Origin of the sequence: Bartonella queenslandensis AUST/NH15 (genome assembly GCF_000312585.1) — a bacterium.
GTDB classification, from domain to species: domain Bacteria; phylum Pseudomonadota; class Alphaproteobacteria; order Rhizobiales; family Rhizobiaceae; genus Bartonella; species Bartonella queenslandensis_A.
Genome location: NZ_HE997977.1, coordinates 9,209 through 22,872, shown reverse-complemented (window position 1 = coordinate 22,872; position 13,664 = coordinate 9,209). Strand labels below are relative to the sequence as shown.

General features: G+C 41.8%; 26 protein-coding genes. All 26 read left to right on the top strand.

The annotated features are described in order from the left end of the window. The first annotated feature begins 46 nt into the window (after positions 1 to 46). Positions 47 to 355: a 30S ribosomal protein S10 gene (rpsJ, locus tag BN338_RS00720; protein WP_005773267.1), complete on the top strand. Its 309-nt coding sequence runs from the start codon at positions 47 to 49 to the stop codon at positions 353 to 355. A 27-nt stretch (positions 356 to 382) separates the two neighbouring features. Continuing rightward, positions 383 to 1,120 carry a 50S ribosomal protein L3 gene (gene rplC, locus BN338_RS00715; RefSeq protein WP_039758110.1) on the top strand — a complete coding sequence of 246 codons (738 nt, stop codon included), beginning with the start codon at positions 383 to 385 and terminating at the stop codon, positions 1,118 to 1,120. Positions 1,121 to 1,122: 2 nt separating this feature from the next. After that, a complete protein-coding gene (rplD, locus tag BN338_RS00710) occupies positions 1,123 to 1,743 on the top strand; it encodes a 50S ribosomal protein L4 (protein ID WP_039758109.1) in 621 nt (206 codons plus the stop codon). Next, on the top strand, positions 1,740 to 2,033 hold the full coding sequence (locus BN338_RS00705) for a 50S ribosomal protein L23 (protein ID WP_039758107.1): 294 nt from the start codon (positions 1,740 to 1,742) through the stop codon (positions 2,031 to 2,033). The genes rplD and BN338_RS00705 overlap by 4 nt, the downstream gene beginning before the upstream one ends. 21 nt (positions 2,034 to 2,054) lie before the next feature. Further along, positions 2,055 to 2,888: a 50S ribosomal protein L2 gene (gene rplB, locus BN338_RS00700; RefSeq protein ID WP_039758106.1), complete on the top strand. Its 834-nt coding sequence runs from the start codon at positions 2,055 to 2,057 to the stop codon at positions 2,886 to 2,888. Positions 2,889 to 2,903: 15 nt separating this feature from the next. After that, the gene (gene rpsS, locus BN338_RS00695) at positions 2,904 to 3,182 is read left to right on the top strand and encodes a 30S ribosomal protein S19 (protein WP_004855734.1); all 279 of its coding nucleotides are present in this window, start codon (positions 2,904 to 2,906) and stop codon (positions 3,180 to 3,182) included. Between the two features lie 2 nt (positions 3,183 to 3,184). Beyond that, positions 3,185 to 3,574, top strand: coding sequence for a 50S ribosomal protein L22 (rplV, locus tag BN338_RS00690; protein ID WP_039758102.1), 390 nt, complete (start codon positions 3,185 to 3,187; stop codon positions 3,572 to 3,574). Then, on the top strand, positions 3,574 to 4,284 hold the full coding sequence (rpsC, locus tag BN338_RS00685; RefSeq protein WP_005773275.1) for a 30S ribosomal protein S3: 711 nt from the start codon (positions 3,574 to 3,576) through the stop codon (positions 4,282 to 4,284). The genes rplV and rpsC overlap by 1 nt, the downstream gene beginning before the upstream one ends. A 36-nt stretch (positions 4,285 to 4,320) precedes the next feature. Beyond that, a complete protein-coding gene (gene rplP / locus BN338_RS00680; RefSeq protein ID WP_039758101.1) occupies positions 4,321 to 4,734 on the top strand; it encodes a 50S ribosomal protein L16 in 414 nt (137 codons plus the stop codon). Between the two features lie 12 nt (positions 4,735 to 4,746). Continuing rightward, positions 4,747 to 4,947, top strand: coding sequence for a 50S ribosomal protein L29 (gene rpmC / locus BN338_RS00675; protein ID WP_039758100.1), 201 nt, complete (start codon positions 4,747 to 4,749; stop codon positions 4,945 to 4,947). An 11-nt stretch (positions 4,948 to 4,958) separates the two neighbouring features. Beyond that, on the top strand, positions 4,959 to 5,198 hold the full coding sequence (gene rpsQ / locus BN338_RS00670; RefSeq protein WP_012231991.1) for a 30S ribosomal protein S17: 240 nt from the start codon (positions 4,959 to 4,961) through the stop codon (positions 5,196 to 5,198). 142 nt (positions 5,199 to 5,340) lie between these two features. Beyond that, positions 5,341 to 5,709, top strand: coding sequence for a 50S ribosomal protein L14 (gene rplN / locus BN338_RS00665; RefSeq protein ID WP_039758098.1), 369 nt, complete (start codon positions 5,341 to 5,343; stop codon positions 5,707 to 5,709). Between the two features lie 12 nt (positions 5,710 to 5,721). After that, entirely contained in the window at positions 5,722 to 6,036 is a 315-nt protein-coding gene (rplX, locus tag BN338_RS00660) for a 50S ribosomal protein L24 (RefSeq protein ID WP_039758097.1), read from the top strand. Further along, entirely contained in the window at positions 6,029 to 6,586 is a 558-nt protein-coding gene (gene rplE, locus BN338_RS00655; RefSeq protein WP_039758095.1) for a 50S ribosomal protein L5, read from the top strand. The genes rplX and rplE overlap by 8 nt, the downstream gene beginning before the upstream one ends. Before the next feature lie 24 nt (positions 6,587 to 6,610). Next, complete coding sequence (gene rpsN / locus BN338_RS00650; protein WP_005773283.1) at positions 6,611 to 6,916, top strand: 30S ribosomal protein S14; 306 nt, start codon at positions 6,611 to 6,613, stop codon at positions 6,914 to 6,916. A 14-nt stretch (positions 6,917 to 6,930) separates the two neighbouring features. Next, positions 6,931 to 7,329, top strand: a complete 399-nt coding sequence (gene rpsH / locus BN338_RS00645) for a 30S ribosomal protein S8 (protein WP_039758094.1) — start codon at positions 6,931 to 6,933, stop codon at positions 7,327 to 7,329. A gap of 39 nt (positions 7,330 to 7,368) precedes the next feature. Beyond that, entirely contained in the window at positions 7,369 to 7,902 is a 534-nt protein-coding gene (rplF, locus tag BN338_RS00640; RefSeq protein WP_039758092.1) for a 50S ribosomal protein L6, read from the top strand. Between the two features lie 12 nt (positions 7,903 to 7,914). Next, on the top strand, positions 7,915 to 8,277 hold the full coding sequence (rplR, locus tag BN338_RS00635; RefSeq protein WP_039758090.1) for a 50S ribosomal protein L18: 363 nt from the start codon (positions 7,915 to 7,917) through the stop codon (positions 8,275 to 8,277). Positions 8,278 to 8,389: 112 nt separating this feature from the next. Beyond that, complete coding sequence (gene rpsE / locus BN338_RS00630; protein ID WP_005773287.1) at positions 8,390 to 8,938, top strand: 30S ribosomal protein S5; 549 nt, start codon at positions 8,390 to 8,392, stop codon at positions 8,936 to 8,938. Between the two features lie 31 nt (positions 8,939 to 8,969). Next, positions 8,970 to 9,176, top strand: a complete 207-nt coding sequence (rpmD, locus tag BN338_RS00625; RefSeq protein ID WP_039758089.1) for a 50S ribosomal protein L30 — start codon at positions 8,970 to 8,972, stop codon at positions 9,174 to 9,176. Between the two features lie 20 nt (positions 9,177 to 9,196). After that, positions 9,197 to 9,664, top strand: a complete 468-nt coding sequence (rplO, locus tag BN338_RS00620) for a 50S ribosomal protein L15 (protein WP_039758087.1) — start codon at positions 9,197 to 9,199, stop codon at positions 9,662 to 9,664. Between the two features lie 167 nt (positions 9,665 to 9,831). Beyond that, positions 9,832 to 11,178: a preprotein translocase subunit SecY gene (secY, locus tag BN338_RS00615; RefSeq protein WP_039758085.1), complete on the top strand. Its 1,347-nt coding sequence runs from the start codon at positions 9,832 to 9,834 to the stop codon at positions 11,176 to 11,178. Next, positions 11,175 to 11,753 (top strand): adenylate kinase, encoded by a 579-nt coding sequence (locus BN338_RS00610; protein ID WP_039758084.1) that lies wholly within the window; start codon positions 11,175 to 11,177, stop codon positions 11,751 to 11,753. The genes secY and BN338_RS00610 overlap by 4 nt, the downstream gene beginning before the upstream one ends. Before the next feature lie 180 nt (positions 11,754 to 11,933). Next, positions 11,934 to 12,302 carry a 30S ribosomal protein S13 gene (gene rpsM / locus BN338_RS00605; RefSeq protein ID WP_039758082.1) on the top strand — a complete coding sequence of 123 codons (369 nt, stop codon included), beginning with the start codon at positions 11,934 to 11,936 and terminating at the stop codon, positions 12,300 to 12,302. Between the two features lie 129 nt (positions 12,303 to 12,431). Next, positions 12,432 to 12,821, top strand: coding sequence for a 30S ribosomal protein S11 (gene rpsK, locus BN338_RS00600; RefSeq protein WP_005773294.1), 390 nt, complete (start codon positions 12,432 to 12,434; stop codon positions 12,819 to 12,821). Between the two features lie 94 nt (positions 12,822 to 12,915). Continuing rightward, positions 12,916 to 13,664, top strand: a 749-nt coding sequence (locus BN338_RS00595; RefSeq protein ID WP_039758076.1) for a DNA-directed RNA polymerase subunit alpha, incomplete at its 3' end; no start/stop codon positions are given.

Here is a 13,664-nt window from a genome sequence, read left to right as displayed (position 1 = left end):
CGCCTTTATTATTGAAGGCGCTTTATATGACAGGGAAATAAAGAGCATGAACAGTCAAAATATTCGCATTCGCTTAAAAGCGTTTGATCATAGAATTCTTGATACGTCGACGCGTGAGATTGTATCGACTGCTAAGCGGACTGGTGCAAATGTCCGTGGTCCCATTCCGCTTCCGACGCGGATTGAAAAATTTACGGTTAATCGTGGACCGCATATCGATAAGAAGAGCCGTGAGCAGTTTGAAATGCGTACGCATAAGCGTCTTCTTGATATTGTTGATCCAACGCCGCAAACAGTGGACGCGCTTATGAAGCTCGATCTTTCTGCTGGTGTGGATGTGGAAATTAAGCTCTGAGGTTTGAGGACAGAAGGAACGGACCCGATGCGTTCAGGTGTAATAGCACAGAAGCTGGGCATGACCCGTATTTATAATGATGCTGGAGAGCATGTGCCGGTGACAGTACTTCGTTTGGAGAATTGTCAAGTCGTTGCTCAGCGTACAGTTGAAAAGAATGGTTATACTGCTGTTCAATTAGGTGTAGGCTTTGCTAAGGTTAAGAATACTTCACAAGCTCTTCGTGGGCATTTTGCTAAGGCTTCTGTTGAGCCTAAAGCCAAAATAGCAGAGTTTCGTGTGAGCCCCGATAATCTCCTTGATATCGGTACTGAGATTACAGTGGAACATTTTGTTCCAGGACAGCGCGTTGATGTGACTGGTACCAGTATTGGTAAGGGATTTGCCGGTGTTATGAAACGGCATAACTTTGGTGGGCACCGCGCTTCCCATGGTAATTCGATCACACATCGTGCTCATGGTTCTACGGGGCAGTGCCAAGATCCTGGTAAAGTTTTTAAAGGGAAAAAAATGGCTGGCCATATGGGGCAGGTGCGTGTAACAACACAAAATATTGAAGTTGTTTCCACTGATATTGAGCGTGGTTTGATTTTAGTGCGTGGTGCTGTTTCTGGCTCTAAGGGGTCTTGGATCTTGGTAAGAGATGCCGTGAAGAAACCTCTTCCTGATAATGCTCCAAAGCCTGCTGGCATTCGCCGTCTTGTGAAGGAGAAAACGGAAATGGTTACTCCGGTGACGGAAACCTCTGAAGTTGAGGGAGCCTAATAATGGATCTTGTAATTAAAACTCTTGATGGTAATGAAGCCGGTAAATTAAAGGTTTCTGAATCTATCTTTGATCTTGTTCCGCGTGAGGATATTTTACAGCGCGTTGTTCGTTGGCAGCTTGCACGTCGTCAACAGGGGACCCATCAATCACAAGGGCGTTCTGATGTGTCACGAACGGGGGCAAAGATGTTTAAACAAAAGGGAACTGGGCGTGCTCGCCATTCATCTGCACGTGCACCACAGTTTCGAGGTGGAGGTAAAGCGCATGGGCCGGTGTTTCGTAGCCATGCGCATGATCTTCCTAAAAAGATTCGTGCTCTTGGGTTGCGTCTTGCTTTATCTGCAAAATTAAAAGCAAAAGATTTGATTGTTGTGGATGAGTTGTCTGTTAAGGATGCTAAAACGAAAAATCTTGTTTCTCATTTTTCTAAGCTTGGGTTTAATAATGCTCTCTTGATTGGTGGTAAAGAGATTGATATTAACTTTTTTCGTGCAGCATCGAATATCCCTAATATTGATGTTTTGCCCATTCAGGGAATTAATGTTTATGATATTTTGCGTCGCAGCAAACTTGTTTTATCAAAGGCAGCTGTTGAGGCTCTTGAGGAGCGTTTTAAATGACAGATCTTCGCCATTATGATGTGATTATTAGTCCAGTTATTACTGAAAAGTCGACTATGATTTCTGAATATAATCAAGTTGCTTTTAATGTCGCGCCGAAAGCGACAAAACCTGAAATTAAGGCTGCTGTTGAGGCGCTTTTTAGCGTAAAAGTTAAAGCAGTTAACACGATAGTCCGTAAGGGCAAAGTGAAACGTTTTAGAGGTATTGTTGGTCGGCAGAGTGATGTCAAAAAAGCGATCGTAACTCTGGCCAGTGGTCAGACTATCGACGTTTCGACAGGTCTTTAAAGAGGCTCGGAGATAGGAATAATGGCACTTAAGCAATTTAATCCAACAACACCTGGGCAGCGTCAGCTTGTCATTGTGGAACGTTCTTGTCTTTATAAGGGAAAACCTGTAAAGATGTTGACTGAAGGTCTGTCTTCAAAGGGTGGACGGAATAATCGAGGTCGTGTTACTGCTCGTTTTCAGGGTGGTGGTCATAAACGAAGCTATCGGTTCGTCGACTTTAAGCGTCTTAAACGTGATGTTTCAGCGAAAGTTGAGCGTTTAGAGTATGATCCTAATCGCACTGCTTTTATTGCTTTAATTCGCTATGAAGATGGGCAATTAAGTTATATTCTCGCGCCACAACGTCTTGCTGTGGGTGATTCTATTATTGCTGGCTCAAATGTTGATGTTAAACCAGGAAATGCCATGCCCCTTGGCAATATGCCTGTCGGTACGATTATTCATAATGTTGAAATGAAGCCGGGAAAAGGGGGGCAGATTGCACGTTCAGCCGGTGCTTATGCGCAGTTGGTTGGACGAGATCATGGGATGGCTATTCTTCGTTTAAATTCTGGTGAGCAGCGTTTAGTTTCTAGCAGCTGTTTTGCAACTGTTGGTGCTGTTTCAAATCCTGATCATGGGAATATTAATGATGGTAAGGCCGGTCGGTCACGATGGCGTGGTAAGCGTCCACATGTTCGTGGTGTTGCTATGAATCCTGTTGATCATCCGCACGGTGGTGGTGAAGGTCGTACATCAGGGGGGCGGCATCCGGTATCTCCTTGGGGTAAGCCTACGAAAGGTAAGCGTACGCGCTCCAATAAAGCCACTGATAAGTTTATTATGCGTACGCGTCATCAGCGCAAAAAGTAAGAAAGGTAGTCTGAAGTGGTTCGTTCAGTTTGGAAAGGTCCGTTTGTTGACGGCTATCTTCTTGGTAAAGCAGAGAAGGTACGTGCAAGTGGGCGCAATGAAGTTATAAAAATATGGAGTCGTCGCTCTACTATTTTGCCGCAGTTTGTTGGTTTAACTTTTGGTGTTTACAACGGCAATAAGCATATTCCTGTTTCTGTTTCTGAAGAGATGGTTGGGCATAAGTTTGGTGAGTTCGCTCCTACCCGGACTTATTATGGTCATGGTGCCGATAAAAAAGCGAAGAGGAAGTAGGAATGGGAAAAGCTAAGGTTCCGCGCCAGCTTAAAGATAATGAAGCAAAAGCTGTCACACGAACAATTCGTGTTAGTCCGCAGAAGCTTAATTTAGTTGCTGCAATGATTCGTGGTAAAAGAGTTAATGTGGCGCTTGCTGATTTGACGTTTTCGCGCAAACGTATTGCTGCGATTGTGAAAAAAACGCTTGAATCAGCGATTGCAAATGCAGAGAATAACCACGATCTTGACATTGATTCGCTTATTGTAGCAGAGGCTTATGTTGGTAAGTCGATCGTGATGAAACGTTTTCATGTTCGTGGTCGCGGGCGTGCTAGTCGAATTGAGCGTCCATTTTCACATCTTACTGTTATTGTTCGTGAAGTTAGCGAAAAAGTGGAGGCCGCGTAATGGGTCAGAAGATCAATCCAATAGGACTTCGTCTTGGTGTTAATCGGACTTGGGATTCTCGTTGGTATGCTGATAGTGGTGAATATGGACGTCTTCTTCATGAAGACTTAAAAATTCGCTCATATGTGCTTGAAGAGCTTAAGCAGGCGGCTATTTCTAAGGTTGTTATTGAACGTCCTCATAAAAAATGTCGTGTTACAATTCATTCTGCACGTCCTGGTTTGATTATTGGTAAAAAAGGTGCTGATATCGAGAAACTTCGTCGTAAGCTTTCAGAAATGACCAATGCTGAAACTTCATTGAATATTGTGGAGATTCGTAAGCCAGAGATTGATGCTACGATTATTGCGCAATCAATTGCTCAACAGTTGGAGCGCCGTGTTGCTTTCCGTCGTGCAATGAAGCGTGCTGTTCAGTCTGCTATGCGTCTTGGTGCGGAAGGTATTCGTATCAATTGCTCTGGTCGTCTTGGTGGTGCTGAAATTGCTCGTATGGAATGGTATCGTGAAGGGCGTGTTCCACTTCATACCTTGCGTTCTGATGTCGATTACGGTACAGCAGAAGCTAAGACCGCTTACGGTATTTGTGGTATTAAAGTTTGGGTCTTTAAGGGTGAGATTCTTGAACATGATCCGATGGCTTCAGAACGTCGTGCTACGGAAGCTGATCAATCTGGTTCTTCATCGAATCGTCGCCGCGAAAATGCTTAGTTTTTGAGATTAAACTAAAATTTGGAGTAGAGAACAATGTTGCAGCCAAAGCGCACAAAGTTCCGTAAGCAGTTCAAGGGCCGTATTCACGGTGTTGCGAAGGGTGGTACGGGTTTGAATTTCGGTGCCTACGGTTTGAAGGCTGTTGAGCCGGAGCGGGTTACTGCTCGTCAAATTGAAGCGGCGCGTCGTGCAATTACACGTTATATGAAACGTTCTGGTCGTGTATGGATTCGTATTTTTCCAGATCTTCCGGTTACATCTAAACCAACTGAAGTTCGTATGGGTAAAGGGAAGGGAAGTGTTGATTATTGGGCTGCACGTGTTGCTCCTGGGCGCGTCATGTTTGAGCTTGATGGGGTTCCTGAAGATGTTGCACGTGAAGCACTAAGGTTGGGCGCTGCAAAGCTGCCTATAAAAACGCGTTTCATTCAGCGTATTGCGGAATAAAGAGGTTAAGCGATGAAAGCCAGAGAATTACGGGCGCAAACGCTCGACCAAATGAAAGATGAATTGGCTAAATTAAAGAAAGAGCAATTTAATTTGCGCTTTCAAAAGGCAACAGGTCAATTAGAAAAGACTGCACGTGTTAGACAAGTTCGTCGTGATATTGCGCGTATTAAGACTTTTCTTCATCAAAAATTAAGTGAAAGTAAGGTTTAAGGAAATAAGAGATGCCTAAACGCGTTTTGCAGGGTGTTGTTATTAGCGACAAAAGTGATAAGACTGTCGTTGTTAAAGTTGAGCGTCGTTATTCTCATCCGCTTCTAAAGAAGACTGTTCGGCAGTCTAAAAATTATAAAGCGCATGACGAAAACAACCAATTCAAGATTGGGGATCAAGTTTCTATTCAAGAATCGAGACCAATTTCGAAAGATAAATGTTGGATTGTTGTAAAAGACAATGTAGCGTAATGAGTTAAGTTTATTGTTTTAGAATTTAACAGTGGTTTTTCTTTGGTAAATTTGAAACAATGACTTTATCGTTATTTGGCAGGCAAATCCGAATGTATAAAAGATACAAGCGGATATATATGTTAAGAAAAGGTGGCCAGTCATGATTCAGATGCAAACAAACCTCGACGTTGCTGATAATTCTGGTGCTCGTCGTGTCATGTGCATCAAGGTGTTAGGTGGTTCAAAGCGTAAATATGCTTCGGTCGGTGACATTATTGTTGTTTCGGTTAAGGATGCTATTCCTCGTGGCCGTGTTAAAAAAGGTGATGTTATGAAAGCTGTTGTGGTTCGTACAGCTAAGGATGTCCGTCGCCCAGATGGTAGTGTCATTCGTTTTGATAGTAATGCTGCGGTTTTGGTGGATAACAAAAAAGAGCCGATTGGTACGCGGATCTTTGGACCTGTTCCTCGTGAATTGCGTGGGAGGAATCATATGAAGATCATCTCGCTCGCTCCTGAAGTGCTGTAAGGAGTTAATATTATGCAGAAGATTCGAAAAGGTGATAAGGTTGTTGTTTTATCCGGTAAGGATAAAGCATGTAGTGGTGAAGTAATTAAGGTTAGTCCGAAAGAGAATAAAGCTTTTGTTCGTGGGATTAATATGATTAAACGTCATCAACGTCAAACGCAGAAGCAAGAAGCTGGAATTATTTCTAAAGAAGCTCCGATTCATCTGTCTAATTTGGCGATTGCTGATCCTAAAGATGGTAAGCCTACACGCGTAGGCTTTCGTATGAATGCAGATGGTAATAAAGTACGTTATGCCAAGCGTTCGGGAGAGTTGATTAATGGCTGAGGAAAGACAAATACCGCGTATGAAAGCGCACTATTTTGAAGTGATTCGTAAAGCTCTTCAAGAGAAGTTTAATTACAAAAATGCGATGCAGCTTCCGCGGATTGATAAAATTGTAATTAATATGGGGATAGGTGAAGCAACTGCTGATTCGAAAAAACCTTCCCTTGCTGCTGAGGATTTAGGACTCATAACAGGTCAGAAGGCTGTAGTTACCCGTGCGCGTAATTCTATTGCGACCTTTAAAGTTCGTGAAGGAATGCCTCTTGGGGCTAAAGTGACATTGCGTAAAGATCGGATGTTTGAGTTTTTAGATCGTCTTGTTACGATTGCTCTTCCACGGGTGCGTGACTTTCGTGGTTTAAATCCAAAGAGTTTTGATGGTCGTGGCAATTTTGCTATGGGTATTAAAGAACACATTGTGTTTCCAGAAATTAACTATGATAAAGTTGATCAAATTTGGGGCATGGATATTATCATTTGTACGACAGCAAAAACGGATGATGAGGCTCGTGAATTATTGCGTGCTTTTAATTTTCCTTTTCGCTCGTAACGGCAAATGTAGCGAGGTGAGATTATGGCCAAAGTAAGTGCCGTTGAAAAAAATAAGCGTCGTGAGGTGATGGTGAAGCGTTATGCTGCACGTCGTGCACGTTTGAAAGCAATTGTTATGGATCAGAAGGTTTCTCTTGAAGAACGTTTTAAAGCTTCTGTTCAATTGGCAGAATTGCCACGTAATTCTTCGAAGGTTCGTATTCGTAATCGCTGTGAGGTTTCAGGTCGTCCGCGGGCTTATTATCGTAAGTTAAAAATGTCACGAATTGCATTACGTGAACTTGGTTCTATTGGCCATATTCCTGGTATCGTAAAGTCTAGTTGGTAAGAGGAGATTATTTAATGTCTATGTCAGATCCTCTTGGTGATATGTTAACACGTATTCGTAATGCACTTGGCCGCAAAAAAGACAAGGTGGTTACTCCAGCTTCGAAGCTTCGTGCGCGCGTTCTTGATGTTCTTCAGTCGGAAGGTTATATTCGCGGGTATAATCAAGTTGATTTAGGTGATGGGAAAGCTGAGCTTGAAATCGAATTGAAGTATTTTGAAGGAATGGCTGCTATTCGTGAGATTTCACGTGTGTCAAAACCTGGTCGTCGTGTGTATGTTTCTGCTAAGTCACTTCCACAGGTGGCAAATGGTTTAGGTATTTCGGTTTTGTCGACTCCTAAAGGCGTTATGGCTGATCATGAAGCACGTGAACAGAATGTTGGTGGAGAACTCCTTTGTCGTGTTTTCTAAAGTATGTCAAGAAAACGGAAGAAAAAGTAGGTTAGAACAATGTCTCGTATTGGAAAAAAACCCATTTCAATTCCTTCTGGGGTTACTGCTACTGTTGAAGGTCAGCTGGTTAAGGCAAAAGGTCCAAAAGGTGAACTAAGTTACGTCGTTAATGATGAAGTTTTAGTTAAATTCGAGGAAAATGTCATATCAGTTATGCCACGGGATCAGTCAAAGGATGCGCGCTCTAAATGGGGTATGTCACGCTCAATGATTGAGAATATTTTTTGTGGTGTAAAAGATGGTTTTGAAAAAAGGTTAGAGATCAATGGGGTTGGTTATCGTGCTGCTTTACAGGGTAAAGATATTCAACTCTCTCTAGGCTTTTCACATGATGTGGTGTATAAAGTTCCATCGGGTGTTACTGTAACTGTTCCTAAGCCTACAGAGATTGTTATTTCTGGAATTGATAAGCAGCAAGTTGGACAAGTTGCAGCAGAGATTCGCGAGTATCGTAGACCTGAGCCTTATAAAGGTAAAGGTGTTAAGCATGCAGATGAACGTATCTTCCGTAAAGAAGGTAAAAAGAAATAAGGATTTTGTATTATGCTTTCATCTAAGGACATTATCCAGCGTCGTGCAAGGCGTGTTCGTCGTCGGATCAAGATGGTTTCTCATGATCGTCCTCGGCTTAGCGTCTATCGTTCAAATCAGAATATCTATGCGCAGGTTATTGATGATTTACGGGGATGTACACTTGTTTCAGCTTCTACTCTTGAAAGTGATTTGAAAAAATCATTAAAAAGTGGAGCTGATAAAGAAGCCGCTTTTGCTGTTGGTAAGTTAATTGCTGAACGTGCGAAGCAAGCTGGCGTTCATGAAGTGGTTTTTGATCGTGGAGCTTATGTATACCATGGTCGAGTCAAAGCTTTGGCTGAAGCTGCTCGTGAGGGTGGTTTGAACTTTTAAAGTTTCTTAACTTATGGATGAGTAAGGATACTTTAGATTATTTCGTTTAAGTTCTTCTGGTTTGATGAGGAGCTTTGTTATCGTGCTTCCGGAAAAGAAAAAGGAATGAGGAATGGCACAAAAAGAACGTGGTGAGAGAGAAGAACGCGATAATGAGTTTGTCGATAGGCTCGTTCATATTAATCGTGTTGCTAAGGTTGTAAAGGGTGGTCGGCGTTTTGGTTTTGCTGCTCTTGTTGTCGTTGGAGATCAAAAAGGGCGTGTGGGTTTTGGACATGGTAAAGCTCGTGAAGTTCCTGAAGCTGTTCGTAAAGCAACAGAATCTGCAAAGCGTGGGATGATTTATGTTCCGCTTCGGTCTGGACGTACATTGCATCATGATCTTGAAGGTCGTCACGGAGCTGGGCGTGTTTTACTCCGTTCTGCATCTGCTGGTACTGGTATTATTGCTGGGGGACCGATGCGTGCTATTTTTGAAGCTCTTGGTATGCAGGATGTTGTTGCGAAATCGCTAGGTTCATCAAATCCTTATAACATGGTTCGTGCAACATTTGATGCATTGAAACATCAAATGCATCCGAGAGATATTGCTGCTCAGCGTGGTATAAAATATTCAACTTTGCAGGCGCGTCGCCGCCATTTAGTCGATGTGGAAGGGTAGTTTCTGAGATTGTCAGAAAAGGAATTAAGAAATGGTTCAGAAAAAATCTCAGAGTAGTAAAACTGTGACGGTAGAGCAAATTGGAAGCCCTATTCGGAATTCACAGATTCAACGTGCAACTTTGAAGGGGCTTGGACTCGATAAAATGCGTCGGCGGCGTGTTTTAGAAGATACGCTTTGTGTACGGGGTATGATTGCTCGAGTTCGGCATCTTGTTCGTATTATAGATGAAGATTAAGGGTTGCAGGAGTATTAGATATGAAACTCAATGAACTACGTGATTGCGAAGGCGCAACAAAAAATTGTAAGCGTGTGGGGCGTGGTATTGGTTCGGGTACCGGCAAGACTGGTGGTCGTGGTGTAAAAGGGCAAAAATCCCGTTCTGGTGTTTCCCTTAATGGTTTTGAAGGTGGGCAAATGCCTATCTATCGTCGTTTACCAAAACGTGGATTTAAAAATTTCTTTTCTAAAACCTACAATGAAGTTTCACTGGGACGTATTCAGTCAGCCGTTGATGCTGGTAAGTTGAATATTGAAAAGCCTGTTGATATGATTGCTTTGAAAGAGGCTGGTATTATTCGTCGTGAAAAGGATGGGGTTCGTCTTCTTTCTGATGGTGATTTAAAAGCTAAGATGACCTTTCATGTTTCTGGTGCTTCACAAGCAGCCCGTGTTAAGATTGAAAAATTGGGTGGTCAGGTTGTTTTTCCTGAAGTTGTTGGATAATTTTTGTTATCCGTTATGATTTAAGGAAGATGAACATCTGTTCTTTTGAATATTTTGTGGAGAATTGTTTAAGTTCTGCAATTATCTGCAATTATTTGTGTATAAAGAGATAAATTTTAGGATACTTTTGTGATTTAAAGAACTGGAGTGTGAAGTGGAGACGTTTTATGGCATCAGCAGCAGAGCAATTTGCTTCCAATATAAACTTCGGTACCTTTTCACGGGCTACTGAATTAAAGAAACGCATTTGGTTTACTTTAGCGGCACTTCTTGTCTATCGTTTCGGCACTTATATTTCTCTCCCAGGTATTAATATTGATGCTTTGCGGCAAACATTTGAGCACCATGCATCAGGTGTCTTAGGACTCTTTAATATGTTTGCTGGAGGTGCTGTTGGGCGTATGGCAATTTTTGCCTTGGGTATTATGCCTTATATATCGGCATCTATTATTGTACAATTGTTAACATCTATTATTCCTTCTTTGGAGACTCTTAAAAAAGAGGGCGAGGTAGGTCGTAAGGTTATTAATCAATATACGCGTTATGTAACAGTCGTATTGGCAATTCTCCAAGCCTTTGGTATTGCGCTTGCGCTTGAAAGCGGTATAGGGACAGGTCTTCAAATTGTTGTAGAACCAGGTCTCATGTTTCGTATCTCCTCTGTTATTACACTTGTTGGTGGGACAATGTTTCTCATGTGGCTTGGCGAGCAAATTACATCACGCGGTGTTGGTAATGGAGTTTCTCTTATCATTTTTACAGGGATCGTAGCCAACTTACCTTCTACTTTTGCTCAGCTTTTGACTGCGCATAGCCAAGCTGATTTATCAACTTTCCTTTTAATAGTAATCGTCCTTATTGCTGTTTTGGTTATCGGACTTATTGTTTTTATAGAACGCGCGCAGCGGAGAATTCTTATTCAGTATCCGAAACGTCAGGTTGGTAATCAAATGTTTCAAGGTGATATGTCACATCTTCCTTTAAAGTTGAATACTGCTGGTGTCATTCCACCTATTTTTGCTTCATCTTTGTTGTTATTACCCGCCACTATTAATAATTTTTCTGATAAAATGCCGCAATGGGTTCAGGCTATTTCTTATTCTCTTGGTCATGGTCAGCCACTTTATATGGTTATCTACGCATTTTTAATGGCGTTTTTTTGCTTTTTTTATACGGCTATTGTGTTTAATCCAACTGATACTGCAGATCAGTTGAAAAAACATTCTGGTTTTATTCCAGGAATTCGTCCAGGTGAGCGTACAGCGGAATATATTGATTATGTTTTGACGCGTATTACTGTTGTGGGCGCACTTTATATTATCTTAGTTTGTTTATTGCCTGAATTTATGATATCTGCATTCAAAGTTCCTTTTTATCTTGGGGGGACGTCTTTGTTGATTGTTGTGACTGTTACTCTTGATACGGTTGCTCAAATCCAAGGGCATCTTGTTGCACACCAATATGAAGGGTTGATAAAAAAATCAAAACTTCGTGGAGGTCGAAGAAATCGATGAGGGTGGTTCTTTTAGGTCCTCCTGGAGCAGGGAAAGGGACGCAAGCTAAAATGTTAACTGAGGAATATAATATTCCTCATTTATCAACGGGCGATATGTTGCGTGAAGTTATCGCCAAAGAAACGGAAGTTGGTAAAAGAGCTAAATCTATTATAAGTTCTGGTGCTTTGGTTCCTGATGATATTGTCAATCAAATCGTATCAGATCGGATTGATGAAACTGATTGTATAAACGGTTTTATTTTGGATGGATATCCAAGGACTGTAGGACAGGCAGAAGCATTAGAACAAATACTTGAGTCAAAAAATATGCACCTTGATGCTGTTATTGAGTTGTGTGTTGATGAAGGCGTGTTGATTGAACGTATGAAAAAACGTGTTCAGGAGACAGTGGCGGCTGGTGGAGAGATTCGTTTAGATGATAACCCTGTTGCTTTTACAAAAAGATTAGTAGAATATCGTAAAAAAACAGCTCCCTTGTCAAAATTTTATTCAGAGAGGGGGATGTTAAAGGTCATTGATGGAATGATTGGTATTGCTGAAGTGACATGTATGATTAAAGGTTTTCTTTCATAAGATTTTTTTGAGAAGGAAATGAAAAGAGTTGACTTTTAAGATAAAATCCATCACAAACGACTCTAATTTATTTCAGTTGAATAGGTGGATTCGGAAGGGTTTTGTTCTGAGTCTATTTTTTTCTTTAAGGTACATCAGGTATTTTATAACAATTTGTCAACATAACTAAGGAGAGTAGGTGTGGCTCGTATTGCTGGCGTCAATATCCCGACAAATAAGCGTGTAATTATTGCGCTTCAATATATCCACGGGATTGGACCAAAATTTGCTCAAGAAATTATTGAAAAGGTTGGCATTCCCATGGGGCGTCGTGTGCATGAGCTTTCAGATGCCGAAGTGCTGCAGATTCGTGAGGCGATAGATCAGGGATATCAAGTTGAAGGTGATCTTCGTCGTGAAGTTGCTATGAATGTTAAGCGTTTGATGGACCTTGGTTGTTATCGTGGATTGCGGCATCGTCGGTCTTTACCTGTCCGAGGGCAGCGTACGCATACGAATGCGCGTACGCGTAAGGGACCTGCTAAGGCAATTGCTGGTAAGAAGAAATAAGAATCTTTGTGAGAGGTTTTTTGAGAGGTTTTTTTATATATTCTGTTTCTTGTTGGGGTCGGTTTGACAAGAAAAAGAAGGTGGAGCTGCTGATATTACGGCAGTGATGAGATCGTTGAAAGGGAAGTTATGGCCAAAGAAGCCACACGTGTTCGTCGTCGCGAACGTAAAAATATTTCATCGGGTGTTGTGCATATCAACTCGACATTTAACAATACAATGATTACGATTACTGATGCTCAGGGGAATGCGATTGCGTGGTCATCTGCTGGTGCTCAGGGATTTAAAGGGGCGCGTAAATCTACACCTTTTGCTGCTCAAGTTGCTGCGGAAGATTGTGCCAGAAAAGCACAAGAACATGGTATGCGTTCTTTGGAAGTTGAAGTTTGTGGTCCTGGGGCAGGACGTGAATCTGCTCTACGTGCGTTGCAATCTGTTGGTTTTGTCATTACTTCTATTCGCGATGTTACACCAATCCCTCATAATGGATGTCGTCCTCGGAAAAGGCGGCGTGTTTAATTGGGTGTTGTTTTTTGTTATCGGAGATTTCTCTGATGTTCACATTGGTCGTTACGATTGAATGGTAACGGAACTAAAGAACGGGAATAAAAATATGATCCAGAAAAACTGGCAGGAACTTATTAAACCCAATAAGGTTGAATCATGTGCGCATGATAATCCAAATATTACAAGTGTAATTGCTGAGCCCCTTGAGCGGGGATTTGGCTTAACATTAGGAAATGCCCTTCGTCGTGTGTTATTATCTTCGCTTCGTGGTGCTGCTATTACTGCTGTACAGATTGATGGCGTCTTGCATGAATTTTCATCGATTCCAGGCGTTCGTGAAGATGTTACAGATATTATTCTGAATATAAAAGAAATTGCACTTCGTATGGAAGAAGAAGGACCTAAACGTCTTGTCGTTTACAAAGAGGGGCCTGGTGTCGTGAGAGCGGGGGATATCAATACCGTTGGGGATATGGAAATTCTCAACCCAGATCATGTTATCTGTACCCTTGATGAAGATGCTGAAATTCGTATGGAATTTATTGTCAACACAGGGAAGGGGTATGTTCCATCTGATCGTAATTGTGTTGATGATGGTCGTATAGGACTTATTCCGATTGATAGTCTTTATTCACCAATTCGTAAAGTGTCTTATAAAGTAGAAAATACGCGTGAAGGTCAAGTTCTCGATTATGATAAATTGACGTTAACGATTGAAACGAATGGTGCTGTTAATGGAGAAGATGCTGTTGCTTTTGCAGCACGTATTCTTCAGGATCAATTATCGTTATTTATTAACTTTGAAGAGCCACAGAAGGAGCCTGTTGAGGAGGCGGATTCTGAGCTTTCCTTTAA